Consider the following 25400-nt stretch of genomic DNA (forward strand, 5'->3'; position numbering starts at 1 on the left):
GGGCGTGTTGGGTTCGATGGCTTCATCGGGGCGGCTGGCGCCGCCCTTCGCGGGTGCCTCATTCGCTCGTTGCTCTCGCTCAATCGTTACGCCGCGCTACGGGGGGCTCGATTCACCGTGGTGACGTATTCGGGTTGGTGTTGGCGATGTGATCGGGTGATTTATGCGTTGGTGTGATGTGGGCGCATATCGTAGCGCGGCGTAAGCGGAGCGCACCCGCGAAGCAACGCGCAGAGCGTTGCCGATGAGGGCGCCGGGGGTGGCGGTGGCGTTTTGTGGTTCGAAGGCGCGTTTGGTTTGGTGGTGCCATCAGGGCGGCTGGCGCCGCCTTCGCGGGTGCCTCATTCGCTCGTTGCTCTCGCTAAATCGTTACGCCGCGCTACGGGGCCTCGATTCACCGTGGTGACGTATTCGGGTTGGTGTTGGCGGTGTGATCGGGGGGTTATGCGTTGGTGTGATGTAGGCGCATACCGTAGCGCGGCGTAAGCGGAGCGCACCCGCGAAGCAACGCGATGAGCGTTGCCGATGAGGGCGACGAGGGTGGTGGTGGCATATTGTCGTTCGGTGGCTTCATCTCTGTGGGAGGCCAATTTCATTGGGCGACTGCCTGAATAGGCTGGGAGCTTGAATCATCGCGGGCTGAAGCCCCCTCCCACGCACTATTACAGCAACGCGAGGAGCGTTGCCGATGGGGGCGCAGGGGGTGGCGGTGGCGTTTTGCGGTTCGAGGGCGTGTTGGGTTTGGTGGCTTCATCGGGGCGGCTGGCGCCGCCCTTCGCGGGTGCCTCATTCGCTCGTTGCTCTCGCTCAATCGTTACGCCGCGCTACGGGGGGCTCGATTTGCCGTGGTGACGTATTCGGGTTGGTGTTGGCGGTGTGATCGGGGTGGTTTATGCGTTGGTGTGATGTTGGCGGCATACCGTAGCGCGGCGTAAGCGGAGCGCACCCGCGAAGCAACGCGATGAGCGTTGCCGATGAGGGCGACGAGGGTGGCGGTGGCATATTGTCGTTCGGTGGCTTCATAACTGTGGGAGCCCAATTTCATTGGGCGACTGCCTGAATAGGCTGGGAGCCTGAATCATCGCGGGCTGAAGCCCCCTCCCACGCACCATTACAGCGGCTTGATGAGCCGGGCAGCCACCCAAGCATAGTGGTGGTGGCGTCAGCAGATTTCCATGCGGTTGCGGCCGCGGCGCTTGGCTTCGTAGAGGGCTTGGTCGCTTTGGGCGAGGAGGCTGGACAGGTCTTGGGTGGGCTGGGTGAGGCGTGTGACGCCCAGGCTCAAGGAGACGGGGGCGGGGGTGAGGTAGGTGTGCGAGGCGACGGTGTGGAAGCGTTGGCGTAATTGCTGGCCGATGTGCAGTAATTCATCGTCGTTCACGTCTTTCAATAGAAAGACGAACTCATCGCCACCCAGGCGGGCCAGCAGCGCGTCCGTGGGGAGCGTTTGCCGAGCAATGTCGGCCAGGGCGAGCAGCAGGTGGTCTCCCGCTGCGTGCCCATAGAGATCGTTGATCTGCTTGAAGTTGTCCAGGTCCAGCAGCAGTAGCGCCCCTGGTTGGCTGGGGGAGATACGCTTGAGTACGCGCGGCGCCTGGGCTTCGAAGCCACGACGGTTGAGCAGCGAGGTCAGGGCGTCGCGTTCGGCGAGGTGGGTAATGTGCCGCTCCCGCTGATAGCGCACGGTGCCCGTCATCGAGAGCGCAATCAACAGGATGGCCATGGAGCCTTCCACCAGCGAAATACGAATGATGGCACCTTGAAAAGCCATCAGATCAACCAGCGTGTTGGGGGCCAGCGGTAGCAGCCCTTTGGCCACATAGAACAGGCCATGGATCATCAGTACATAGTGCAGTTGGCGCGTGCCGAGCGTGGCGGCGTCGGATTCCAGCTTGAGCGCCCAGCTGGCGCGCAAGGCCAGCAGTCCTACCAGCAGGGAGTTGAGCGAGAGGTAGAGCTTGGAGCTGGTCAAGGGCTCGGGGAGCAGCAGCAGTCCGCACCAGATGACCACCAGCAGCCACCAGGCGCGGCTGGGGCGTTGACCCACGAAGCGCAGAACGCCCAGCAAGAACAGCCAGTGAGCCAGGATCAGCAGGCCATTGGCGAACCAAACGCCTACCAGAAAGAAACCGTTGGCGCGTAGCAGAGATAGGCTGGAACCCACCGTCACCGTGGCGAACCCCGCCGCCCATAGCAGCAGGGCCTGTTCGCGGGCACCGCGCCACTCCATCAACAGGTACAGCGCCGCAGCGGCGGCGATGGCAATGGTCAGCGTCAGCAGGGTAGGTGGGTCGAACGCCATTAATCCCGTAAGCTCATGATGCGCCAATGGCGCGCCTCGGCCACTTGGCGAAGAGTATCATCAGGGTCTACGGCAACGGGGTTGTCGACCACTTCCAGCAGCGGCAGGTCGTTATGGGAGTCGCTGTAGAACCACGCGTCATCGAGGGTGCAATCCTGGTCTTCCAGCCACGCTTCCAAACGGGCAACCTTGCCTTCCCGGAAGCTGGGCACCCCGGCCACACGTCCGGTGTAGCGGCCATCGACCATCTCGGGGTCGACGGCAATCAGGTCATCCACGCCCAGCCGCTCGGCAATCGGGCCGGTGATGAAGCGGTTGGTGGCCGTGATGATCAGCAGCGTATCGCCCTTGGTGCGGTGGCGGGCCAGCAGCTCTTCGGCCTTGGGCAGAATATGCGGCTCGATCTTGCTAATCATAAACTGTTGGTGCCAGGCAGCAAGCTGTTCCGGGCTGTTGTCAGCCAACGGTTTCAGCGCCAGCGCCAGAAACGCCATCATGTCCAGCGTGCCGGCGTTGTAATCGGCCAGGAAGCGCTCATTGGCCTCGCGGTAGGCCACCGGGTCCACGGCTCCTTGCTCTACCAGGAACTCCCCCCAGGCATGATCGCTATCGATGGATAGCAGCGTATTATCCAGGTCGAAAATGGCCAGACTCACGGCGCTCCCCTTGATGGTTGATGTTGGTGAGATGTGCGCGACACAAAGCGCCGGATTATCGCAGAGTCGCCTGGCTTTCACCACTTGGCGTTATATTGTATTGATACGGTTGACTCCCTTGTGGAAAAATGGGGACAACTGAAAATTTATGAAGGTGATGTCCGTGATCGACGCTGACGGCTTTCGCCCCAATGTTGGCATCATTATTGCCAATAGCCAGGGGCAACTGCTTTGGGCGCGTCGTGTAGGACAAAATGCGTGGCAATTCCCCCAGGGAGGCATCAAGGCAAGCGAGACACCACAACAAGCACTTTTTCGTGAGCTTCACGAAGAAATCGGCCTGACCGCCGACGATGTTGATATTGTCGCCTGCACCCGGGGCTGGCTGCGCTACCGTCTGCCACGACGCATGATTCGTACCCACTCCAGGCCAGTCTGCATTGGCCAGAAACAGAAGTGGTTTTTATTGCAAATTCGCTGCCAGGAAAACCGGATCTGTATGACGGCGACACCCAAGCCGGAATTCGATGGTTGGCGATGGGTCAGCTACTGGTACCCGCTGGGTCAGGTGGTGCCCTTTAAACGAGAGGTTTATCGACGCGCGTTACGAGAGCTGTCTCCCCGCGTTCAACGGTTGGCACAAGATAATGAAGGATGACGTGCGCGTCACTGCTGGAAGCCGGCAGTGGGCTATAGCCGGACACTTCCTCAGCGAGGCAAACAACAGTGAATAGTAAAACGTCGATGCTTGAGGTGCTGCGACGCGTGATTCAGGAAGTGAATGGCGCGCGCAATCTCGATGCCGCGCTGTCCACCATGGTACGTCGTATCCGCAAGGCCATGCAGACGGACGTCTGCTCGTTCTACCTGTATGACAAAGAGCTGGAGTCGCTGGTACTGATGGAAACCATCGGCCTGCGCACCCAGGCCGTGGGCCGTGTGGTGCTGCCTCTGGGCGAGGGCCTGGTGGGGCTGGTGGCCAAGCGCAGCGAACCCCTCAACCTGGAAGATGCGCAGTCACACTCGCACTTCCGCTATTTCGAGGCCACCGGGGAAGAGCGCTACTGCAGCTTTCTCGGGGTGCCGATCATCCACCAGCGCCACATGCTCGGCGTGCTGGTGGTGCAGCAGGCGGAAAAACGCCGTTACGATGACGAAGACGAAGCGTTTCTGGTCACCATGGCGGCCCAGTTGGCAGGCGTGCTGGCCCATGCGCTGGCCACTGGCCACCTCAACCGGCCCGCGCTGCCCGGTGGCCAGGCCATGTTCAAGGGCGTGGCCGCGTCGCCTGGCATGGCCATGGGCGAAGCGGTGGTCATCACCCCGCCCGCCGACCTCAACAGCGTGCCAGACCTGATCCCCAGCGATCAGGAGTATGAAATCGCCCGCCTGAAAGAAGCTATCGGCAAGACCCGCGACGAAATCCGCGCGGCGGCCGAGCGGCTGGTCAACCGTATCTCTTCCCAGGAGCTGGCACTGTTCGATGTCTACCAGCAAATGCTGGGCGAGGCGGCGCTTTCGGAAGAGGTCGAAAAACGCATCCGCGAAGGGCAGTGGGCGCCAGGGGCGTTGGCCGATGTGGTGCGCCGTCACGTGCAATACCTGGAGCGGGTCGATGACGACTACCTGCGCGAGCGGGCGGCGGACATCCGCGACCTGGGCCGCCGCGTGCTGGCGCATCTTCAGGAAGACACGCCCGCTACCCCGGAAACCTACCCGGACGACGCCATTCTGGTGGGCGATGAAATCAGCGTGGCCATGCTGGGCGAAGTGCCCCGTGACAAGCTCAAGGGGCTGGTCTCGGTGCGTGGTTCCAGCACCTCGCATGTGGCCATCGTCGCCCGCGCCATGGGTATCCCCACCGTGCTGGGCATGATGGACTTGCCGCTGCCCCGCCTCAACGGCGCCCCCGTGGTGCTGGACGGCCACCGTGGGCGGCTGTTCGTACGGCCCATGGCCGAGCTCAAAGCCCGCTATGCCAGCCTGATTGCCGAAGAGAAAGTACTCAGTGAGGTGTTGGCCCACGAGCAGGATCTGCCCAGCGAAACCCCGGATGGCCACGGCATCCCGCTGATGGTGAACACCGGCCTGGCGGTGGATGCGTCTGCCATGCTGAAAAGCCGGATTGGCGGGGTAGGGCTCTATCGCACCGAAGTACCGTTCATGATCACCGAGCGCTTCCCCGGCGAGAAAGAGCAGATGCGCATGTACCGGGAGCAGTTGGCAGGCTTTGCGCCGCTGCCGGTGGTCATGCGCACGCTGGATATCGGCGGCGACAAGGATTTGCCCTACTTCCCCATCGAAGAGGCCAACCCGTTCCTGGGCTGGCGCGGCATGCGCGTCACCCTCGACCATCCCGAAGTCCTGATGGTGCAGCTGCGCGCCATGCTCAAGGCCTCTCAGGATCTGAACAACCTCCACGTTCTGTTCCCGATGATCACCAACGTCGAGGAAGTGGACGAAGCGATTCGCCTGCTCGACCGCGCCATCATCGAGCTGGGCGAAGAGGGCATCCAGGTGGCGCGGCCCAGCGTCGGGGTCATGATCGAAGTGCCCGCCACCATCTATCAGATGGATGCGCTGGCCAAGCGGGTGGACTTTTTCTCGGTGGGCAGTAACGATCTCACCCAGTACCTGCTGGCGGTAGACCGCAACAATGCGCGGGTATCCAGCTTGTACGATGCCCTGCACCCGGCACTGCTGGGTGCGCTGGTCGAGCTATCCCAGGATGCCAAACGGCTGAACAAACCCATTTCGCTGTGTGGTGAACTGGCAGGAGACCCTGCAGGGGCGCTACTGCTGATGGCCATGGGGTTCAACAGCCTCTCCATGAACGCTCCCAGCCTGCCCAAGGTGCGTGCGGCCATTCGGCGTGTCACCCTGGCTGATGCGCAAACGCTGCTCAAGGAGATCATGCAGCTGGATACGCCTTCCCAGGTGCATGCCCATCTCAACCAGCGCTTCGACGAGTGGCAGCTTTCCCACCTGCTTCCCCCCAGGGATTAATCCCCCCTGCGGGCGGGCGTTGCCAACGTGGTCTCACCCTGAAAACGGCCGAGCGGCCCAAAGCGCTGCTCGGTCAGGGTGACGTCTCCTTGCTCGCTCAGTGACAGCCATGTCGTGGCCCGCGTGCCGTAGGCCTCCCCCAGAATGAACGCAGCAGAGAGCTGACGTTCCAGCGTCAGCCCCACGCCGGTATCGGGTAGCGTGGCATCCTCCGCTAGGCTGGCATCGTGAAGCGCCTGGCGAGTTGCTCGGCGCCAGAGCGTCGTCTCATGCTGGCTCAGCGCGTGGCGCACCGCCTGGAGCTTGGGCCACGCAGTGTTCAGGCTGGCGTTGGATAGCCCGTGAACCCCCTCGGCCACCTCCGTCAGCGTCACATCAATGCGCCCACGGTGCAGGTGCCAGCAGTGGGTGGGCGTCGCCACCAGCAGATTGAAGCCGGCATAACGGGCTGCGCCGTGCTCGGCCATCTCCCTCAGCCACTTGGCCGGGTTCTCACTGGCCAGCACGTTGGCGACCAGCTCGCCCCGGCTGGGCGGGTGAGCAGGGGGCGACAGCCGCGTATCCCGCACGTTGGTCAGCGCGGCTACCACCCCTTGCCGATTGGCCGCCAGCCAGGTGCCCCCGGCCTCCAGGTCGCGGCCGCCCAGCAGCGGCTTGTCGTCCCAGTGGGCCAGTGGTGCCGTGGGACGGGCATGAAATTCATCCCGATTACCGGCCAAACGCAGTGGGAAACGACTCCCAGGGCGCCATGAAAAGGTGATCAAACACATAAACGACCCCTGTTGGTCACGAAATCCGACTCCTGGCGGTGTGCTGCATGACAGCATCCAAGAGTGGACGTACACTTAGCTTAAAAGCTAAAGCAATAAGGCGGTTCACCTGCCGCGACAGAGCCTCATATCAACGAGGAAGACGCACACTATGCAACGTGATCAGCGAGAGCACTTCTGGAACGCCATCATCTGGCCCGTTCTGTGGCCGCTGCTGTTAGTGCAAGCCGCACTCGTACTGCTCTGCCTGTTGATGGGAGTGGTGATCTGGGTGATGTCGCCAGGCCAGGCCTCCTGGTCGACCACGTTATGGCTTACCCTGGCCCTGTTGCTGGGCAGTTGCATGAATGTAGGCGCTTTCTTGATGTTAATCAAAGCCCGGGCCAGATATAAGGATGCCCGTTTCATGCAGTGCCTGGTCGAGCTGGAGTGCCGTGTCGCCTCCTTGGGGCAGAAGGTCGCTCCCAGCCAGCCATGGGCGGCGGAAGAAGGCACTCATCAGCGTCCCCTCAAGCGCCTTACCCATGTCAACGATCGGCTGGCCGCCATGCTGGAACAGCTGGAAAAAATACCCACGGTGACGCAAGAGAGCGCGGGCCGGGCCGACCAGGCGCTGCTCGAAGACCTGCATCACCAGCAGAAGCAGCTGAAGCACCTGATGGCAGGCAGGGAGCGGGCGCGGGAAGAGTCGCGGCTGAAGTCAGGCTACCTGACCTTGATGCAGCGTGAAGCCGACAGCTTGTTCGAACACCTGGGCAGCATGATCAAGGAAGACACTACCGAGGCATGTCGCCAGAACGTCACCCATGTGCGCGAGCGGCTGGCCGACATACGCTCGCTGCTGGCCAATTTCGTGCAGCAGAGCGTCAACGAAGCCACCACCTACGATGTGCTGGAAACCGAAGGCTATCAGCCTCGTGTGCTGGTCGTCGATGACGGCCCCGTCAACCTGATGCTGGCACGGCAAATGCTGGAATCTCAAGGGCTTCAGGTAGAAGGTGTCAGCAGTGGCGAACAGGCGCTGGAGCGGCAACAGTCCACTTTTTACGATCTCGTGTTCATGGACATCTTCATGCCCACGCTGGATGGCCTGGAAACTACCCGCCGCTGGCGACAGTTCGAGCGGCATAACCCCGCCCATCGCAGTATCATCATTGCCCTCACCGCGAACGTGGACAACGCCGGGCGAGGCACCTGCGAAACGGCAGGCATGGATGATATCCTAGCCAAGCCCTATCAACCCGAAACGCTGCAACGCATGCTCAAAAAATGGCTGCCTGACGCTTTGGAGAAGCCCGCACAATGACATTTGCCGCCATTTTGGCCAGTTATCTCGTACTCGGTGCCGCCGCAGGCACCATGGCAGGACTGTTTGGCGTAGGGGGCGGCATCATCATCGTACCGGTGCTGGTGTTCGCTTTTGGCCTGCAAGGCATCGCGCCAGAAATCACCATGCATCTGGCAGTGGGCACGTCGCTGGCCACCATCGTGGTCACCGGAGCCTCTTCGGCCCTTGGCCACGTGCGTCGCGGCAGCGTACACCGCCCCTGGTTCATGGCGCTGTTGCCGGGGCTCATGCTCGGCGCGATTGCCGGGGTCTTCATTGCAGGGAATCTCTCAGGCACCGTGCTGGGCACACTGTTCGGCGTGTTCGTGCTGCTGCTGGCCGCCAAGATGGTCATTGGCTTGAATCCCAAGCCGGGCAGCGTTGCGCCCGGTAAAGTGGCGATGTCGGTGGCCGGAGGTGTCGTGGGCGCCATTTCGGCGCTGTTCGGTATTGGCGGCGGGGCCATGACGGTGCCCTGGCTGTCTCGCTCCGGTGCCACCATGACCCAGGCCGTGGGCACCTCCGCCGCCTGTGGCCTGCCCATTGCCGTCGTGGGTGCCATCACCTTCATCATCGTCGGCTGGGGCAACCCTCTATTGCCGCCGTGGGCCACTGGCTTCGTCATGTGGCCCGCGTTTATCGGCATCGTCGTCACCAGCGTTCCCTTTGCACGGCTAGGGGTGCGGCTGGCGCACGTGTTGTCTGCCCACGTGCTGCGCTATGGTTTTGCCCTGCTGCTCACGGTGGTGGGGCTGCGCTTCATCCTGGCGTAATCGCCACCCGGCACGCTGTCACTTCTTTTGTTCACGTAGAGAAACGGAATGATCAATTACCCCACGATAGACCCCGTCGCGATTTCGCTCGGCCCCCTGCAAGTGCACTGGTACGGTTTGATGTACGTGGTCGGTTTCGTTGCTGCCTGGTGGCTGGGCTGCCGCCGTGCTGCGCGGATCGGGCTCACCAAGGATGATATCAGCGACCTGCTGTTCTACTGCGCCATCGGTGTCGTGGCCGGTGGGCGATTGGGCTATGCGCTGTTTTACGGCCTGGGGCAGTGGTCTGCCGACCCGCTGTGGATCTTCCGCGTCTGGGATGGCGGCATGAGCTTCCACGGCGGGCTGATCGGCGTACTGCTGGCGGCCTTGCTATTCGCCCGGCGCAAGCAGCTGGCCTTCTTCACCCTCACCGACTTCATCGCCCCGCTCGTGCCCATCGGCCTCGGGGCAGGGCGCATCGGCAACTTCATCAACCACGAGCTGCCCGGCCGCGTGACCTCGCTTCCCTGGGGCATGCCCTTTCCCGGCATGGGCCCAGAGCCGCGTCACCCCTCGGCACTCTACGAAGCCGTATTGGAAGGCGCCGTGCTGTTCGTCATCCTCTGGTGGGTCTCGGCCAAGCCTCGCGCGCGCGGGTTCGTCTCCGGCCTGTTCCTGCTGGGCTACGGCGTCTTCCGCTTCATGGTCGAATTCGTCCGCATGCCCGACGCCCACATCGGCTACCTCGCCTTTGGCTGGTTCACCATGGGCATGCTCCTCACCCTGCCCATGATTATTCTCGGACTCCTCCTGATGCTCTGGTCAAAAGGCAAGCCCATCGACGCCAAGGTATAGAAAGCAGTACACCCCGTAGCGCGGCGTAAGCAGAGCGCACCCGCGAAGCAACGCGAGAGCGTTGCCGATGAGGGCACGGTGGGCGGCGGTGGCGTTTTCCCGTTTGGAGGCGTGATCGGGGCGGCTAGCGCCGCCTTCGCGGGTGCCTCCATCGCTCGTTGCTCTCGCTCTGTCGTTACGCCGCGCTACGGGGGCATAGCTTGCGGAGGAAAACGTAGCGCGGCGTAAGCAGAGCGCACCCGCGAAGCAGCGCGAAAGCGTTGCCGATGAGGGCACGGTGGGTGGCGGTGGCGTTTTCCCGTTTGGAGGCGTAATCGGGGCGGCTGGCGCCGCCTTCGCGGGTGCCTCCATCGCTCGTTGCTCTCGCTCTGTCGTTACACCGCGCTACGGGGGGCATAGCTTTCGGTGGAAAACGTAGCGCGGCGTAAGCGGAGCGCACCCGCGAAGCAACGCGAGGAGCGTTGCCGATGAGGGCTCGGTGGGCGGCGGTGGGCTTAACGTAGACGTTGCCTTTAGGGGAGCCTAGAATACAGCCTCATATTCGCTGTTAATCTGGAAACCTTGTGACTGCTACAACGCCTTCGCTTACCACGTCGAACGAATTGCCTGCGCTTGAGCAGCCTTACCTGGACTTGATGCGCACTGTGCTCGAACAGGGCGTTGATCGCGGTGACCGTACCGGTACGGGTACGCGCTCGGTGTTTGGCCACCAGATGCGTTTCGATCTTTCTCGTGGGTTTCCGCTGCTGACCACCAAGAAGCTGCACTTGCGCTCGATCATTCATGAGCTGCTGTGGTTTCTGAAGGGCGATACCAACATCGGTTACCTGAAAGAGCACGGCGTGCGTATCTGGGACGAATGGGCCGATGAAGCGGGCAACCTGGGGCCCGTATACGGCTACCAGTGGCGTAGCTGGCCGCACCCCAAAGGTGGCAGCGTGGATCAGATTGCCAATGTGCTGGAGCAGATTCGCCATAACCCGCAGTCGCGCCGTTTGATCGTCTCGGCCTGGAACCCGGGGCAGGTGGAGGAAATGAAGCTGCCGCCGTGCCACTGCCTGTTCCAGTTCTACGTGGCGAACGGTCGCCTTTCCTGCCAGCTGTACCAGCGCAGTGCGGATATTTTCCTCGGTGTGCCGTTCAATATCGCCAGCTACGCGCTGCTGCTCAGCATGGTGGCGCAGGTGACCGGGCTGAAGCCGGGTGAGTTCATCCACACGCTGGGCGATGCCCATCTCTACAGCAATCACCTGGAGCAGGCGCAGGAGCAGCTGGCGCGTACGCCCATGGCGCCGCCAGCGCTGGTGCTCAATCCGGCGGTCACGGATCTGTTCGACTTCACCTTCGATGATATTCATATAGAAGGTTACCAATCGCACCCCCACATCAAGGCAAAGGTTGCCGTATGAGCCAATCTCTCCCGACTGACGAACTGCTGGTGCCGGTGGCGATGATCGTCGCCATGGCGAAGAATCGTGTCATTGGCGTCGATGGCAAGCTGCCCTGGTACCTGCCGGAAGACCTGAAATTCTTCAAACGCATGACCCAGGCCAAGCCGCTGGTCATGGGGCGCAAGACCTATGCATCCATCGGCAAGCCGTTGCCCAATCGGCTGAATATCGTGGTGACCCGAGACACGGCCTTCACCGCCGAGGGCACGCGTATCTGCCACGACCTGCCGTCTGCCTTGGCGCTGGCCGACCAGCACGCCACTATCGAGGCGGCGGAGGAGATCATGGTGATGGGAGGCGGCGAGATCTACCAGCAAGCCTTGCCCTTTGCCCAGCGGCTGTATATTACTGAAGTCGATATCGACGTTGCGGGCGACGCAACGTTTCCTGAATTCTCGGCAGACGAGTGGCGTGAAGTGCAGCGCGTACCCGGCCAGCCAGCGGAAGGGCAGCCACGTTATGATTTCGTGGTATATGAGCGTGTCAACGACTGAGCAAGGAAAGGAGGAGGTGATGGCTGCCAACGTACTGCAACTATTAGAACTACTCGAAACACGGCTCGACCAGAAAAACGCCGAGCTGGAAGCATTGCGTGCCGAAAACAGCCGCCTGAAGCAGCAGCTGGCACGTGGGGAAGCAGCGCCACCCCAGGTAGCGTCACCCCAGATAGCGCCAGCGCCGCTGCCCATGGAAGAGTGCCAGCCCCAGGCAGCGCGTCAGCACCAGGAAAAGCCCCCGGTGGTAGCCGAGCAAGTGCCACCGCAGGCAGAAGCAAACGAAACGCCAGCGCCTGCCGTTGAACCTGCTGCTGAAGCGCCTCAGCCCCCCTCGCCCCACGCATTGTTGAAACAGTGGTATCAGCGCTATCCCAATGCTTTCTTCAAAGGGCATACCAAGCCGCTGAAAGTAGGGATTCATCACGACCTGGCCGAGCGTGAGCCCTGGTCGGGCAAGCTGGTGCGTCGTGCGCTGGCCAACTACGTCAATCTGCCGCGCTACATCAAATCCATGCGGGAAGGCGTAGAACGGGTCGATCTGGAAGGCAATCCGGCAGGCAAAGTCGACAAGGAAGCGGCACAGCACGCCAGTGCGCGGCGCCACGAAAGCCAGGCGACCACAGCAACAGAAACAGCGCCGACCCCGCGTGCCAAACCTGCTCAACGAACGCCGCCGCCGAGGAAGGAAAAACGTCAGGAAGTGCCCCGGCAGGAAAAAACCGAGCAGGCAAAACCGCTTAGCCTTGAAGATAAGCTCAAAGGCTTGCAGCAGAAATTCGAAGGCCGCTGAGACCGGTTTTGTTTGGCTGGGTTCCATAAAAAAACACAAATCATAAAAAAACACTGTTTTTTTCTATTGCGTTCCTTGGAATCCCAGTATAGAGTTTGACCTGCGAGCATTGGACTATAACAAGGCTTTGTTGAGGACATGTCGCATACCACCGGGAAAAACCGGCGGATGAGAAAAAGAGCATGGCCCGCAAGCCACTTACTGGCTTCTACGAAGGCCAGTAATAACGATCGAAACAGTAAGCTAGTTAAAGGAACCTACATCATGAAAAAGACACTTTTAGCGACTGCCATCGTTGGCGCCCTGGGTGCCTCCGCTGCCGCTCAAGCAGCTACTGTATATGACCAAGACGGCACTCGTCTGGACGTATACGGCCGTATCGCCATGGGTATCGCCGGTGGCGGCCCCGAGTTCGATTCTCAAGACCGTGAAATCGACAACGGCGCTGAGTTCGTAGACGTGTTCTCTCGTCTGGGTCTGCGCATGAGCCAGCAGGTTACTTCTGACCTGAGCGCTTTCGGTCACCTGGAATGGCGTTTCCGTGCTGACGAGCGTCGCAGCGACGAAGCTTTCCGTGAAACTCGTCAGAGCTACATCGGTCTGAAGAGCGAGCAGTACGGTACAGTTGTCGGCGGTAACTTCGACAGCTTCTACAGCCAGTTCGTTTCCAAGCCGTTCGACGTCTACATCGACCAAGGTCTTGAGTTTGCTGGTCACCCGACACAGTCTCGCGGCGACTCTATCGGTTACTACACGCCTGACCTGAGCGGTTTCACTGCCTTCCTGCAGCTGAAACACTACAGCGAGCGTGGCCTGCTGGAAGGTATCGAAACTACTGAGCAAGGTGAAGTTGTAGCCTCTCAGGGTGGTGTTCGCTACGCTGAAGGTCCTGTGACTGTTGCTGTGGGCTTCGTTGACGACGTAGTTCGTGGCGGCGGCAACGGCGAAATGCTGTACGGCGTAATGGGTTCTTACGACATCACTGACCAGTTCACTGCACGTCTGGGCTACGAAGGCCGTGACGACAGCACTGAATTCGGCGGTGGCTTCGACACCGTAGGTCTGGGTGGTACTTTCACCACTGGTCCTTGGGCGTTCAACGTTGACTACTACAACATCGAGCGTGACAACGATTCTACCAGCAACGCCTGGGCTGCTGGCGCATACTACAAAGTATCCAGCAACTTCGACGTATTCGCTGAGGTCGCTGACGGCGATGCGCCGAGCGTCGATCGTGACACCACTCTGGGCGACCTGACCGACAACGTATACTGGCTGACTGGCGCTCGTTACCACTTCTAAGCCTGGCTTTTGCCAACGCTTGAATGGATAACTGCCTAACAGCAGATAGAACCGGCCCTCAGGGGCCGGTTTTTTATTTGATGGCCTATGGTCAGTGAGTGAACAGGTTGGCCAATCGCTTGGCCGTCTGAAGCAAGGTACAGTAGCCTTATCAGTATTTACTAAACACATCTCATTGCTATTGACAATGGAGGAAATAGGCAAGATTTATGAATCCTGCTTCCACCTTGTTACATGCAGGCGCCGAAAAGGGTATGATTCATACCTTAGGCTAAGCACACTTACATTAGTGATAACGCTTATCAGGTAGTGGCGTTCTATGGCCATGCCTTTCTGAATTTACGCGCAAAGTCAAAGAGTTGACTTCTCCAAGAGTCACGGATGATAAAACGAATTCTGCAGAACCAACTGCTCACCACGCTGGCTGCGCGTGGGATTGCCGCAGGTGGCACCTTCCTGCTTTCCTATGTGTTGGCCACGTTCGTCAGTATTCAGGCCTTTGGTGCCTTCATGCTGTGTCTGTCGATCATGATCGGCATGCAGGTCTTTGCCAGCCTGGGCACCGACCGGGCCACGCTCAAGTACATGGGGGTCGCGACCTCCAATAATAACCGCCGTGAAGTCGCCTGGATTTACCGGCACGCCATGACGGTCAACGTACTGGTCGGCGTGCTGCTGGGCGTAGTGCTGTGGGTGGCGGCGCCCAGCGTGGCACAAATGCTGCTCTCCTCGACAGACAATGCGGTCGAGGCCCTGCGAATGACCGCGCTGTTGTCGCCGGTGTACAGCGTCATTTACCTGTGCAATTTTCTGATGAAAGGGTGGGGCAGGGCCAACGTTTCCTGCCTGTTCGAAATAGGCTGTATTTCCATCGTGCTCAGCGGGGTCGTGCTGGTGTGTGCCTGGCTGGGGATCTCGCTGGGGGCACTGGCGCTGATGACTGCGCTGGGTGTGATTCTGGGGCTCTACCTGCTGGTGGCGCTGTGGGCCGTCTGGTGGCTGTACCGCCGCAGCGCGCTGGTCGAAAGTGACAGCGTCAGCTTTACCAAAGGCTTCTATCGCCACCTGCCCGATTTTTTGCTGGTAGGCATCATCTTCTACTACACCCAGTGGGGAGTTGGCCTGGTGTTGGGCGCCTTCCATAGCGAAAGCGATGTTGCCTTGTTCAGCCTGGGGCTACGGCTGGCCATGATCATCGGCTTCATCCTGACCGTATACGACAGCATTCTGGGGCCGCGTTTCTCACGGCTCCAGCATGAAGGCAATGGCGAAGGGCTCAGGCTGCTTGCCCAGAAAAGTGCTTTTCAAATGACCTGCTTCGCGCTGCTGCCTGCCTTGGTGTTCATCATCTGGCCCAACGCCGTGCTGGCGTTGTTTGGCAGTGATTACACCGGTGCTGCCAGCGTCGTGAGAATTCTCGTGATCGGGCAGCTGGTGAATGTGATGACCGGCTCGGTCATTTTGCTGCTTTTGATGGCCGACCAGCAGCGTGCAGCGCGGAATATACTAATCTGGTCTGTGGTGGTGGGGGGCATTGCCTCGCTGCTACTGATTCCGCGTTACAGCGCAGAGGGGGCGGCCTATGCGCTGCTGCTGTGCCTGCTGATTCAGAATGGCGTGGCGGTCTACGTGGTGAAGAGAAAGTTCGGTTTCATGATGACCGACTGGCGTTTCGTCATGACGCCACGAAGCCGAGCCAACAATGATGGTGAACCAAGATGATTAGACTCGAAAGGGAGTTCCACCTGGAAGAAGGGATCGATTACAGCTTCATCAATCCGTTTTCTCTAGGGGTCGTGGCGCAAAGCCTAAGCGAGCAGGAGTGCCGACAGATTCGCTTCTACGCCGATGGCATTGCCGTCGTGCTCTATGCCCGGTTGTTCAAAGGCAAAAAGATTCAGCGGACCAGCTTCGACGACACCTCGATTGCCCCGGTGGTACTAGGCCATGCCCAGGCCACACAGAAGCGCGTTGCGCTGGTGGGCGGCACCGAAGAAAACGTCCGTCAGGCGTCGCAGCTGCTGGCACAGAAATACCCTGGGCTCGAGATCAGCTACGCACGCTCCGGCTTTTTCAGCAGTGACGAAGAGCGCCAGCAGAGCTTAGTGCAGGCAGCCAATGCCGACATCGTCATCGTGGGCATGGGCGCAGGCAAGCAGGAGCGCCTGCTGCTGGACCTGAGGGCTGCGGGCTGGCAAGGCACCGGCTTTACCTGTGGCGGCTATCTGGATCAGTTCGTGGAGGCCAAGGGGCAAGACTACTACCCAGCCTGGGTAGACCGTCTCAACCTGCGCTGGCTGTACCGAATGATGAAAGAGCCGAACCGGCTGTTGAAGCGCTACCTGAAAGACTACCCCCGGTTTTTGATCAAATACGGCAACAAGATCGAGTAAATCATGATTCCTAAAAAGATCCATTTCTGCTGGTTTGGCGGTAACGCCATGGGCACGCTTTATAAAGAGTGCCTCGCCACGTGGAAAGAAAAGATGCCCGACTTCGAGATCATCGAGTGGAACGAGTCCACCATCGATCACGACAATCCGTTCATCAAATACTGCCTGGAAAACAAGAAGTGGGCCTTTCTGTCCGATTACGTCCGTATGGCGGCACTTCATGAGCACGGTGGCATCTACCTCGATGTGGACATGGAAGTCGTACGCTCGCTGGAGCCGCTGCTGGAAAGCCCCTGTTTCCTGGGCTATGAAGATGAAGGACGGCTGAACACCGCCGTGGTGGGCGGGGTGGCAGGGCATCACTTCTTCAAGAATGCCATGACGCTGATCGAAGCCCGTCATCAACAGAAAAAGCCGTTTCTGATTGCCCCGGAAGTGGCCAATGCCTGTGTCGAACAGGATGCCAGTGATATCGATCTCAAGCCCTGGCACTTTTTCTACCCCTATAACCCCTATGCCAAGGCGCATGATCGCAAGCAGCTGATGTACTGCTATATCGAAAGCGATACCTACCTGATCCACCACTGGGGAAAAGGGTGGAAAATGGGGCTGGTGGAAAGAGTATTCAGAAAGTTGTTCAAGTAGGCCATCGCGGTAAAGGGATTCAATTTAGCGAGATCGTTTGGGAGCAAGGAATGCAAGGTCATTACCCATGGGGCAATACTCTGTTGGCTTATCGCCGCAAGGCTCAGCCGTTGGCTGCGATGCTGCTAATGGCCGTGATCGTGGCACTGGGCGTCGTGGGCGTGATGTCGCCCTGGCACTACAACATTCTGCCTGCCGTACCGCTACTGGAACTGGCTGTGCTGGGCATGTCCGTATTGGTGTTTCCGCCGAAAAGCCGCTCTGCGTGGCTATTCATGCTGGCGGCGGGTGGCTACCTGGCCGTCACCCTGGCCATTGCACTGCTGATGAGCGGCAGCCATATTCTCGATTACGTGCAGGCGTACAAGGCATTCTTCTACGTCCTGCTGCTCTGCTCGTTCATCGGTCAGCCGCTATTCAAGCAGGCCCAGGTCGTCAAATTCTTCTACGTGCTATTAGCGCTGTTCTTCCTCAAGTACACCTACTCGCGGCTGATTGGACTGGACGCTTGGGTCAGCCAACGGCCGGGTATCTTCACGGAAAATAATTTCGAACTGGTGCTGCTGATTCTGCTGCTGTATCTGGTGCTCCCTGTGATGCGCTGGCGGTTCGTCTCGTTTGTCGCCGTGATGCTGATCATCTTTTTATCAGGGTCGCGCAGCGCGTTCCTGTGTTTTCTGGCGGTGTATTTTTTCAGCGTGTTCCGGGTAGGCAAAGGGTTTATCAAGCCCTGGCTGCTGCTTTTTCCATTACTGGTGGCATTGGCTTACGGCATCGTGAACGATCGCATGGATATTTCGCTGGGCAGTAGCGAGGGAGCTGCAAACGAGCATCCCAGCATGCCCGCATTAGAGGAGCAAAGAGAGCCCGAAGTGATTCTGGACAGCCAGGGTGAACTCATCGAACCGCCGCTCACCTTTCGCTCCCTGCTGGAGCGAGGCGCGTCCATCGACCGTGTTCGGTTCCTGCTCTACTTCCTCGACGACGTAGAGGGTTGGCAGTGGTGGAACGTGATGTTGGGTACCCAGCCCCTGACGCCGATGTCTACACAGACGTGCGAAGCGCTCTCCTACTGGAGCGACATGTACAGCTTCTCTGGGGATGGCACCTGCTATTCGGTCATTTTGCACTCTTATATCATTCGCGTGCTTTACGACCATGGCGTGCTGGGGCTGATCTTTCTCGTGGTATTTACCGGCTATGCGCTGCGCAAGAGCGGCTATGGCTGGGTCGACACGCTGTGTGTGCTTGGCGTGCTAATGGCCTCATCGCTCTCCGTTTCGGCATTCAATAGCGTGTTTGCCATGCTTTCCATGATGTTCTATCTCTCATATGGGCGAACGCAACCAGCCCCGGCGCCCTCGGTGGAAGTCGCCAGCAATAGCACGACCTGAAAGTAGCCTGGAAAGCCCATCGCAGCGCCCAATAATTAGATCGTAGAGTAGAGACCGTACTATGCACTCAGACAGTAAGCTGGGAGCCGCTCAGAAAAGAGGCGTGATCTTTTCCGAGCGCTATCCGCCCAAGATCATCTTCCCGGTATTCGACTTCGTCGTTGTCGTGTTCTCGGGGGTAATGGCGTACCTGTTGCGTTTCGAGACCTTTCATTTGCATGAGCGCTACGTTCTGGCGCTGGCCTGCATGGCCTTGCTGGTGGTGGTGGCCAACAGTTCCACAGGTAGCTATAAACGCTGGCGCATCTCGTCCACGTTTTACATCATCACCAAGTTGATGCTGGTCTGGCTGGTGATCGGCATCATCGTCACCTCCATCATCTACTTTGCCCACGCGGCAGAGCGCTACTCACGGCTATGGGTGGGGCTGACGCTGCTGTTCTCGTTCGTGCTGGCGGCCAGCGCCAGGGCGCTGGTGCAATACGGCTTGCGGCGCATTCGCATTCGTGGCGGAGCGCGGCGCCCCGTGTTTCTGGTGGGGCCTGCCAAGAACGTACTGCACGTGGCGCGGGGCATGCGGGCTGCCTCCTGGGAAGGGCACTCCATTGCCGGGGTCGAGCGCCTTCCTGATGGCTCGCTCGATCAAGAACAGTTGGAGCGCATTGCTGCCCGGATAGGCGACGCAAACGCGTCCGAAGTGTGGATCTGTGTGCCGCTGGAAATGGGCGACACCGTGCATGGCCTGTTTTACGCGCTGCGCAACCATACCGAAGAGATCCGCCTGATTCCGGAATTCAAGGACATGCGCCTGCTCAATCATCGCACCAGCGAAGTAGCGGGCCACCTGGCCATCGACCTCAGCGTATCGCCCATCAACGGCATGGCCCGAGTGGTCAAGCGTGCCGAAGACATCATCGTCGGCAGCCTGATCTCGCTGATGATTCTGCCGGTGTGCATTGCCATTGCGCTGGCCATCAAGTTCACCTCGCCTGGCCCCGTGCTGTTCAAGCAGCACCGCACGGGCTCCAACGGCAAGGTGTTCAAGGTTTACAAGTTCCGCTCGATGAAAGTGCATCAGGAGAAAGAGGGCGTCGTTACCCAGGCCACCAAGAACGATAACCGCCTGACGCCGATAGGGGCCTTCCTGCGCCGTACATCGCTGGACGAGCTGCCGCAGTTCTACAACGTCCTGCAAGGGCGCATGTCCATCGTGGGCCCACGCCCCCATGCGCTGGCTCACAACGAGTACTACACGGAGCTGGTAGAGTCTTACATGCGCAGGCACAAGGTGAAGCCCGGCATTACCGGCTGGGCTCAGGTCAATGGGCTGCGCGGCGAGACCGATACGCTGGAAAAAATGCAGCGGCGGGTCGAGTATGACCTGTGGTACATCGACAACTGGTCGGTGTGGCTCGATCTGAAGATCATCTTCATGACCGTGTTTAAGGGCTTTAAACACGCCAACGCCTACTGACCGGAGCCTCTGATGATTTTAGTGACAGGTGGCACAGGCTATATCGGCTCGCATATCGCCGTCGAACTGCTGAAGGAAGGGCACTCGGTGGTGCTGCTGGATGACCTTTCCAATAGCGTGGCCTCCGTGGTGCCGCGTATCGAAAAGATCACTGGGCGCGCGGTGGCGTTCTACCAGGGCGACGTGCGCGATGCTGCGCTGCTGGTGAGCATTTTCGAGCAGCACCCTATCGAGGCGGTGATTCATTGTGCAGGCCTGAAGGCGGTAGGTGAAAGCGTGACCCAGCCGCTGGCCTATTACGATACCAACGTGCATGGCTCCATCGGGCTGTGCCAGGCCATGGCCAAAGCGGGTATCAAGCGGCTGATTTTCAGCTCATCGGCCACGGTGTATGGCGTGGAAGCCATACCGCCCTACGTGGAAACCATGGGGCGGGGCAGCTGTACCAGCCCCTACGGCACCTCCAAGGCCATGGTCGAGCAGGTGCTGGAAGACCTGTGCGCCAGCGACCCGGAGTGGTCCGTGGCCATTCTGCGTTACTTCAACCCCATTGGTGCGCACCCCTCGGGCCTGATTGGTGAATCACCCCAAGGGGTGCCCAACAACCTGATGCCCTACATCAGCCAGGTAGCGGCAGGCGTGCTGCCCGAGCTGAGGGTCTACGGCAACGACTACCCGACCCAGGACGGCACCTGCGTGCGCGACTACCTGCACGTGGTCGATCTGGCGGTTGGGCACCGCGTTGCGCTCAAGGCGCTGGAAACGCCGGGCGCCAGCCATTACAACCTGGGCACGGGGCAGGGGGTGTCGGTCAAGCAGATGATCGATGCCTTTACCCAAGCCACCCAGGTGCCCGTGGCCTACCGCTACGCCCCCCGGCGCGATGGCGACCTGGCCGCCTTCTGGGCCAGTGCCGAAAAGGCGCAGCAAGAGCTGGGCTGGCAAGCCACCAAAACCCTCGACGACATGATGACCGACACCTGGCGCTGGCAGCAGCACGCCAGCGCATGAACGTATGCTCGCCAGGTGAGTGCCTGGCAAGCAGTCTCGTTATCGGTAAGCCCCTGTTGCCTGTGAGCCTATGCTATCCCTGAGAACAGGCTGTCTGTGAGAACAGGCTGCCTGTGCTACTATCGGCTTCCTCAACGATTTGCCGCCCCAGGGCCATGAAAGGAAGTCTGTTTCAATGTTGGCAACGCACTCCCCCTCATCACACGCAGGCACTCAGCCCCCCCAGCTATTCACGGGCGTGGCCGTCTTTCTATTGGCCGCCATTGCACTGGTGGTGCCCAGCGGCTACTCGCTAGGGGCGTTGTTGTTGCTGCTGGCGGGGCTGGGGCTCATCGCCCTGCGCCGTTTGCCTACGTTGACGCGTCAGGATGGCGCCATCATGGCCGTGCTGCTGGCCTATGCGGCCATCACCATGCTGGAAGCGTGGCTGGATGGCCAGGGCAGCAAGGGCTTCGACAAGCCCAGCCGCTTCATTCTGGCCATTCCGGCGCTGTTCTGGGTACTGCGCTACCCGCCCAATCTGGCCTTTCTGTGGAGCGGTGCCGCCGTGGGCGCGCTCAGTGCGGGCACCTGGGCCGGGTGGCAAAAGCTGTTCGAAGGCGTAGACCGCGCCCAGGGCCATACCCATGTGATTCAGTTCGGTAACCTCAGCATGCTGCTGGGCGTACTGTGCATGGCAGGCCTGGGGTGGGCCGTGGTGCAGCGCCAGCGCCAACTTTGGGTCGCCCTGCTGCTGGCGGGGGCGTTGGGCGGCATACTGGGCTCGCTGTTTTCCGGCAGTCGTGGCGGCTGGGTAGGTTTCCCCATCGTGCTGCTGGTGCTGTACCGAGCTTATGGCACCCAGCTTTCCAACCGCCTCAAAGTAGCCGTCGTGGCGGCCGTAGTAGTGGGTGGGCTGGCGGTGTATTCCGTGCCGCAAACCGGCGTGCAGCACCGAGTGCATCAGGCCGTAACCGATGTGTCGCTATATATCACGGGTGAAAACCGCTCTTCTTCCGTGGGGTCGCGGTTCGAAATGTGGCGCGGAGCCGCCATGCTGATTCAGGAAAAACCGCTAACGGGGTGGGGCAGTACCGGTTACGCCGAAGCTATGTACGCCTTTGGTGAAGAAGGCGTCATCAGTCGTGAAGCGGCTCAATATGGTCACGCTCACAATGAATTCGTCGATGCTTTCGCCAAGCGCGGCATTCTAGGGCTGGTGATTTTGTTGGCACTTTATCTGGTGCCCATGCGAATGTTCGCCCGCGATTTGCAATCCCCCGATCTGGCCGCTCGCGCCGTGGCCACGGCGGGCGTGCTGCTACCCGTCACGTTTCTGGATTTCGGGCTCTCCCAGGTTTTTCTGGAGCATAACAGCGGCGTCATGATGTACGCCTTCCTGCTGGTGGTGCTGTGGGGCTGCCATCGGGGGCAGGGCGCTGCGATTTCTAAACCGTAGGCGCTTATATCTAAATAACGTTATGTTTTTAAACGTATATTCCAAACGGCCTTGAACAGGCCGTTTTTTTATAAAAATAGAAGATAGTTATTGCACTAAATAGATTTAATTGATTGTACAAGGCTTGTTGACGTAGAGCTGGCACTGTTAATCCCTTACAATAGCCGAGCATTTTTATATCTCAGGTTAACCTTCTATTCATCCGCACAGCGTAGGGCAAGGGAATGCGCCCGTATGAATCCCTGGGCGGTAGCGTGCCTTTTTGATGGAATCTACTATGTCGAATACCCCCACTTCTTTTTCGCGGCCAGCTCGCATGCTGTTGGCGGCGGTCAGTTTGACCCTGCTCAGTGGGTGTGCCACGCAATACCCTTCTGGCAGCGGTCAACAATCACCGCAATACGTACTAACCGACGATGCGGCCAAACTTCTGGAAGATGAAGCACTCAATCGCTTCCTCACCCAATCGCCTGCCAGTGGTGTGCACACAGCTGCCCGCACCCCCTGGGGTGACAACGTAGAAATTATCGCCGATGCCCCGTATCTGGCCGCCAGCGGGCGCAAATGCCGCCAGCTGCAAGTGATGGAGCCCGGTGGCAGCGTACGCGCAGCACTCGCCTGCGAAACCGAAAGCGGCTGGGTACATCAGCGTCTGGTCACTCAAGCAGGAGGGCGCTAACATGCAGTCATCTATCTCCTCACCCACCGTTGCGTTGGTTCCTCTTAAACGCATGTTGGCGACAGCAGGATTGGTATTTGCAACATTGACTGCGGCGCCTGCCATAGCCCAGTCCCTCAGCCTCTCCAACGACATTCTTCCCCAACAGGGTAGCCAGCAAGGCGGCCAGCAGGGGCAGCAAGAGCAGGTGGAGGACACCCCGCGCGCAGACTGGCGCAGCGGCACCTACGGCCCCATTGCCACGCCGCCCCAAAACCCCGATGCCTTGCCGCCCTTTGGCGCCAACCTGTTCACCGGGGGCTTTCGTGGTGCCATGGGAGACGGCCTGAACGCCGATTACCGCATCAAGCCCGGCGACCAGATCACCGTGCGCGCCTGGGGCGCGTTCGAGTTCGACCGCGTGCTGCCCGTGGATGCCCAGGGCAACATCTTCATTCCCGGCTCCGGCCCGCTCAACGTGGAAGGGCAGAACAGCCAACAGGTCGATGGCAGCGTACGCAGCGCCATTACCTCGGTGTACCCCGATAACGTCGAGGTCTACACCAACGTGCAAGGCGTTCAGCCCGTGGCCGTGTTCGTCACCGGCTACGTGGAAAATCCGGGCCGCTATGCAGGCACCCCCAACGATTCGCTGCTCTACTTCCTCGACCAGGCAGGCGGCATCGACCAGGACCTGGGTAGCTACCGCCAGATTCGCGTCGTCCGTGACGACCGCACCGTGGCCACCGTCGACCTCTACGACTTCCTCATCAACGGCACCATCGCCCGCCCGCAGTTCCAGGATGGCGACACCATCGTGGTGGAAGAGCGCGGCCCTGCCATTGCCGTGGTCGGTGACGTACACCGCGAACACCGCTACGAACTGATCGGCAACCAGCTCAGCGGTGCCGAAATCATCAACCTGGCCCGGTTGAGAAGCGGAGTTTCACACGTACTGCTACGCGGCGACCGAGACGACGGCCCGATTGCCCAATACTTCCCCATCAACCTGTTTGCAGGCCAAACGGTACGCAGCGGTGACGAAGTGGTGTTCAGTGCCGACCAGCGTAACGAAACCATCGTGGTGGAAATCGAAGGCAGCTACTACGGCCCCTCGCGGTTTGCGCTACCCCGCAATGCGCGCCTCAGCGAACTGCTCGACGCCATTGCCGTACCCGAAAACATGACCGCCGTGGAAAGCATCTCGCTGCAGCGTGAAAGCGTACGTCAGCAGCAGGCGCAGTCCCTGCAGGACAGTCTGCGCCGCCTGGAAACCACCTACCTGGGCGCCTCCTCGCGCACCGATCAGGAAGCCCAGATCCGCCTGCGAGAAGCGGAGCTGATCGAACGTTTCATCGAGCGTGCCCGTGAGCTAGAGCCCAGCGGCCGCTTGGTGGTTGCCTCCAGCGAAGGTATTGCGGATATACGTCTTCAAGATGGTGACATCATCACCATTCCTGAAATCAGCGACTCGGTGCTCATCAGCGGTGAAATCCTCGTGCCCCAGGCCGCCGTCTACCGCCCCGGCATGAGCGTCATCGACTACGTGGAAAGCGCCGGTGGCTTCACCGAACGTGCCGACCGCGACCAGATTCTGCTGGTACGCCAGAACGGCGCCGTCGAACACGCCCGTAACACGCCGCTGCGCCCTGGCGACGAAATCCTCGTCATGCCCAAGGCACCTACGCACAACCTGCAGCTCGCCTCGACCCTCACTCAGATCCTGTTCCAGATCGCCGTCACCACCCGTGTCGCCCTGGACCTGTGATGAGACCACAGCGGCGGCCCGGCGCAAAGGGCGGCCTTAGCCGCCCCGGTCACGCCACTTCTCCCTTTACGTTCCCGACATCAAAAGAAACGGAAACATGGATAACACAAGCAGCGCTCCGAAAGGGGCGCGAACACCTTGGCAGGTGACTCGCAGCGTGTGGTACGCCATGTTCGTACGCGAGGCGCTCTCGCGTACCATGGGCGACCGCATGGGCTGGTTCTGGATGATCTTTGAACCCGTCGCCTTTGTGGGAATTATGGTGGCCATGCGTAGCTTCATTCGCGGTGGCCGTCTGATCGTCAACGCAGAGTTTATCCCCTGGCTCATTGCGGGGTTGATGGGCTTCATGCTGGTAAGAGAAGGCATGATGCGTGGCATGGGGGCGATTGACGGGAATAAAGCCCTGTTCGCCTATCGGCAAGTGCAGCCAGTCGACCCGGTGCTGGTGCGCAACTTCCTGGAAGGAGCGCTACGCTCACTGGTATTTCTGATCTTTATCGGCGGCGGCCTGATGCTTGGCCTGGACATGTACCCCGACAATGCCGTGCGTGTCATGGCGGCCTGGCTATCGCTCTGGAGCCTGGGGCTGGGGCTGGGGCTGGTAACATCGGTTGCGGCAACGCTGGTGCCTGAAATAGGCAAGGTTATTCGAATGTTATCGCTACCGCTGATGATTTTGTCGGGTGTCATTATCCCGCTCAACAGCCTGCCCCATTGGCTGCTGGAATACCTGATGTTGAACCCCATCCCCCATGGGCTTGAAACGCTACGCTTAGGTTTCTTTGAAAAATATCAGGTCGTGCACGGGACCAGCATGCTGTATTTCTGGTTGTTTACGCTCACGCTCATCTCAGTGGGGCTTCTGATGCACCTGCGCTTTGTTGATCGTTTAAAGGCAAATTAAT

The 25400-nt window shown here is 60.0% G+C and carries 22 protein-coding genes; 19 read left to right on the forward strand and 3 right to left on the reverse strand.

Annotated elements, in window-relative coordinates; genetic code table 11:
- Window positions 1-1162: 1162 nt before the first annotated feature.
- Both IE091_RS17070 and IE091_RS17075 read right to left on the reverse strand, forming a co-directional pair.
- Window positions 1163-2302, reverse strand: a complete 1140-nt coding sequence (locus IE091_RS17070) for a GGDEF domain-containing protein (RefSeq protein ID WP_039183130.1) — start codon at window positions 2300-2302, stop codon at window positions 1163-1165.
- Entirely contained in the window at window positions 2302-2958 is a 657-nt protein-coding gene (locus tag IE091_RS17075) for a histidinol-phosphatase (protein WP_039183127.1), read from the reverse strand. The genes IE091_RS17070 and IE091_RS17075 overlap by 1 nt, the downstream gene beginning before the upstream one ends.
- Before the next feature lie 163 nt (window positions 2959-3121).
- Between IE091_RS17075 and IE091_RS17080 the strand changes: the two genes are divergently transcribed.
- Window positions 3122-3616: an RNA pyrophosphohydrolase gene (locus IE091_RS17080; protein ID WP_039183147.1), complete on the forward strand. Its 495-nt coding sequence runs from the start codon at window positions 3122-3124 to the stop codon at window positions 3614-3616.
- Between the two features lie 86 nt (window positions 3617-3702).
- Window positions 3703-5964, forward strand: a complete 2262-nt coding sequence (gene ptsP, locus IE091_RS17085; RefSeq protein WP_189464210.1) for a phosphoenolpyruvate--protein phosphotransferase — start codon at window positions 3703-3705, stop codon at window positions 5962-5964.
- Here ptsP and IE091_RS17090 read toward each other — a convergent pair.
- Window positions 5961-6734 carry an NRDE family protein gene (locus IE091_RS17090; protein ID WP_189464208.1) on the reverse strand — a complete coding sequence of 258 codons (774 nt, stop codon included), beginning with the start codon at window positions 6732-6734 and terminating at the stop codon, window positions 5961-5963. The genes ptsP and IE091_RS17090 overlap by 4 nt on opposite strands.
- Window positions 6735-6885: 151 nt before the next feature.
- On the opposite strand from IE091_RS17090, the gene IE091_RS17095 reads away from it, so the two are divergent.
- From IE091_RS17095 to IE091_RS17175, 17 genes are all read left to right on the forward strand, one after another.
- Window positions 6886-8040 carry a response regulator gene (locus IE091_RS17095; protein WP_096923283.1) on the forward strand — a complete coding sequence of 385 codons (1155 nt, stop codon included), beginning with the start codon at window positions 6886-6888 and terminating at the stop codon, window positions 8038-8040.
- A complete protein-coding gene (locus IE091_RS17100) occupies window positions 8037-8834 on the forward strand; it encodes a sulfite exporter TauE/SafE family protein (RefSeq protein ID WP_096923282.1) in 798 nt (265 codons plus the stop codon). Before IE091_RS17095 ends, IE091_RS17100 begins: the two co-directional genes overlap by 4 nt.
- A gap of 48 nt (window positions 8835-8882) precedes the next feature.
- Window positions 8883-9671, forward strand: a complete 789-nt coding sequence (gene lgt / locus IE091_RS17105; protein WP_039183113.1) for a prolipoprotein diacylglyceryl transferase — start codon at window positions 8883-8885, stop codon at window positions 9669-9671.
- A gap of 563 nt (window positions 9672-10234) precedes the next feature.
- The gene (locus IE091_RS17110; protein ID WP_144984581.1) at window positions 10235-11080 is read left to right on the forward strand and encodes a thymidylate synthase; all 846 of its coding nucleotides are present in this window, start codon (window positions 10235-10237) and stop codon (window positions 11078-11080) included.
- Window positions 11077-11616 carry a dihydrofolate reductase gene (locus IE091_RS17115; RefSeq protein WP_144984578.1) on the forward strand — a complete coding sequence of 180 codons (540 nt, stop codon included), beginning with the start codon at window positions 11077-11079 and terminating at the stop codon, window positions 11614-11616. Before IE091_RS17110 ends, IE091_RS17115 begins: the two co-directional genes overlap by 4 nt.
- A gap of 19 nt (window positions 11617-11635) precedes the next feature.
- A complete protein-coding gene (locus IE091_RS17120; protein WP_144984575.1) occupies window positions 11636-12409 on the forward strand; it encodes a ProQ/FINO family protein in 774 nt (257 codons plus the stop codon).
- 264 nt (window positions 12410-12673) lie between these two features.
- Window positions 12674-13711, forward strand: a complete 1038-nt coding sequence (locus IE091_RS17125) for a porin (protein ID WP_144984572.1) — start codon at window positions 12674-12676, stop codon at window positions 13709-13711.
- Between the two features lie 381 nt (window positions 13712-14092).
- Window positions 14093-15433, forward strand: a complete 1341-nt coding sequence (locus IE091_RS17130; RefSeq protein WP_144984569.1) for an oligosaccharide flippase family protein — start codon at window positions 14093-14095, stop codon at window positions 15431-15433.
- Window positions 15430-16104: a WecB/TagA/CpsF family glycosyltransferase gene (locus tag IE091_RS17135; protein WP_096923274.1), complete on the forward strand. Its 675-nt coding sequence runs from the start codon at window positions 15430-15432 to the stop codon at window positions 16102-16104. Before IE091_RS17130 ends, IE091_RS17135 begins: the two co-directional genes overlap by 4 nt.
- A 3-nt stretch (window positions 16105-16107) precedes the next feature.
- Window positions 16108-16749 (forward strand): glycosyltransferase family 32 protein, encoded by a 642-nt coding sequence (locus tag IE091_RS17140; RefSeq protein ID WP_096923273.1) that lies wholly within the window; start codon window positions 16108-16110, stop codon window positions 16747-16749.
- A 50-nt stretch (window positions 16750-16799) separates the two neighbouring features.
- A complete protein-coding gene (locus IE091_RS17145) occupies window positions 16800-18143 on the forward strand; it encodes a hypothetical protein (protein ID WP_096923272.1) in 1344 nt (447 codons plus the stop codon).
- A gap of 61 nt (window positions 18144-18204) precedes the next feature.
- The gene (locus IE091_RS17150; protein ID WP_096923271.1) at window positions 18205-19617 is read left to right on the forward strand and encodes an undecaprenyl-phosphate glucose phosphotransferase; all 1413 of its coding nucleotides are present in this window, start codon (window positions 18205-18207) and stop codon (window positions 19615-19617) included.
- A 12-nt stretch (window positions 19618-19629) separates the two neighbouring features.
- A complete protein-coding gene (gene galE / locus IE091_RS17155) occupies window positions 19630-20628 on the forward strand; it encodes a UDP-glucose 4-epimerase GalE (RefSeq protein ID WP_096923270.1) in 999 nt (332 codons plus the stop codon).
- Between the two features lie 175 nt (window positions 20629-20803).
- Entirely contained in the window at window positions 20804-22066 is a 1263-nt protein-coding gene (locus tag IE091_RS17160; protein WP_096923269.1) for an O-antigen ligase family protein, read from the forward strand.
- Window positions 22067-22343: 277 nt separating this feature from the next.
- Window positions 22344-22745, forward strand: coding sequence for a DVU3141 family protein (locus IE091_RS17165; RefSeq protein WP_096923268.1), 402 nt, complete (start codon window positions 22344-22346; stop codon window positions 22743-22745).
- 52 nt (window positions 22746-22797) lie between these two features.
- Window positions 22798-24492: a polysaccharide biosynthesis/export family protein gene (locus tag IE091_RS17170; RefSeq protein ID WP_422822545.1), complete on the forward strand. Its 1695-nt coding sequence runs from the start codon at window positions 22798-22800 to the stop codon at window positions 24490-24492.
- 97 nt (window positions 24493-24589) lie between these two features.
- Complete coding sequence (locus tag IE091_RS17175) at window positions 24590-25399, forward strand: ABC transporter permease (protein WP_096923266.1); 810 nt, start codon at window positions 24590-24592, stop codon at window positions 25397-25399.
- The last annotated feature ends 1 nt before the right edge of the window (window position 25400 follow it).

This window comes from Vreelandella hamiltonii, from assembly GCF_014651775.1.
GTDB classification, from domain to species: Bacteria; Pseudomonadota; Gammaproteobacteria; order Pseudomonadales; family Halomonadaceae; genus Vreelandella; species Vreelandella hamiltonii.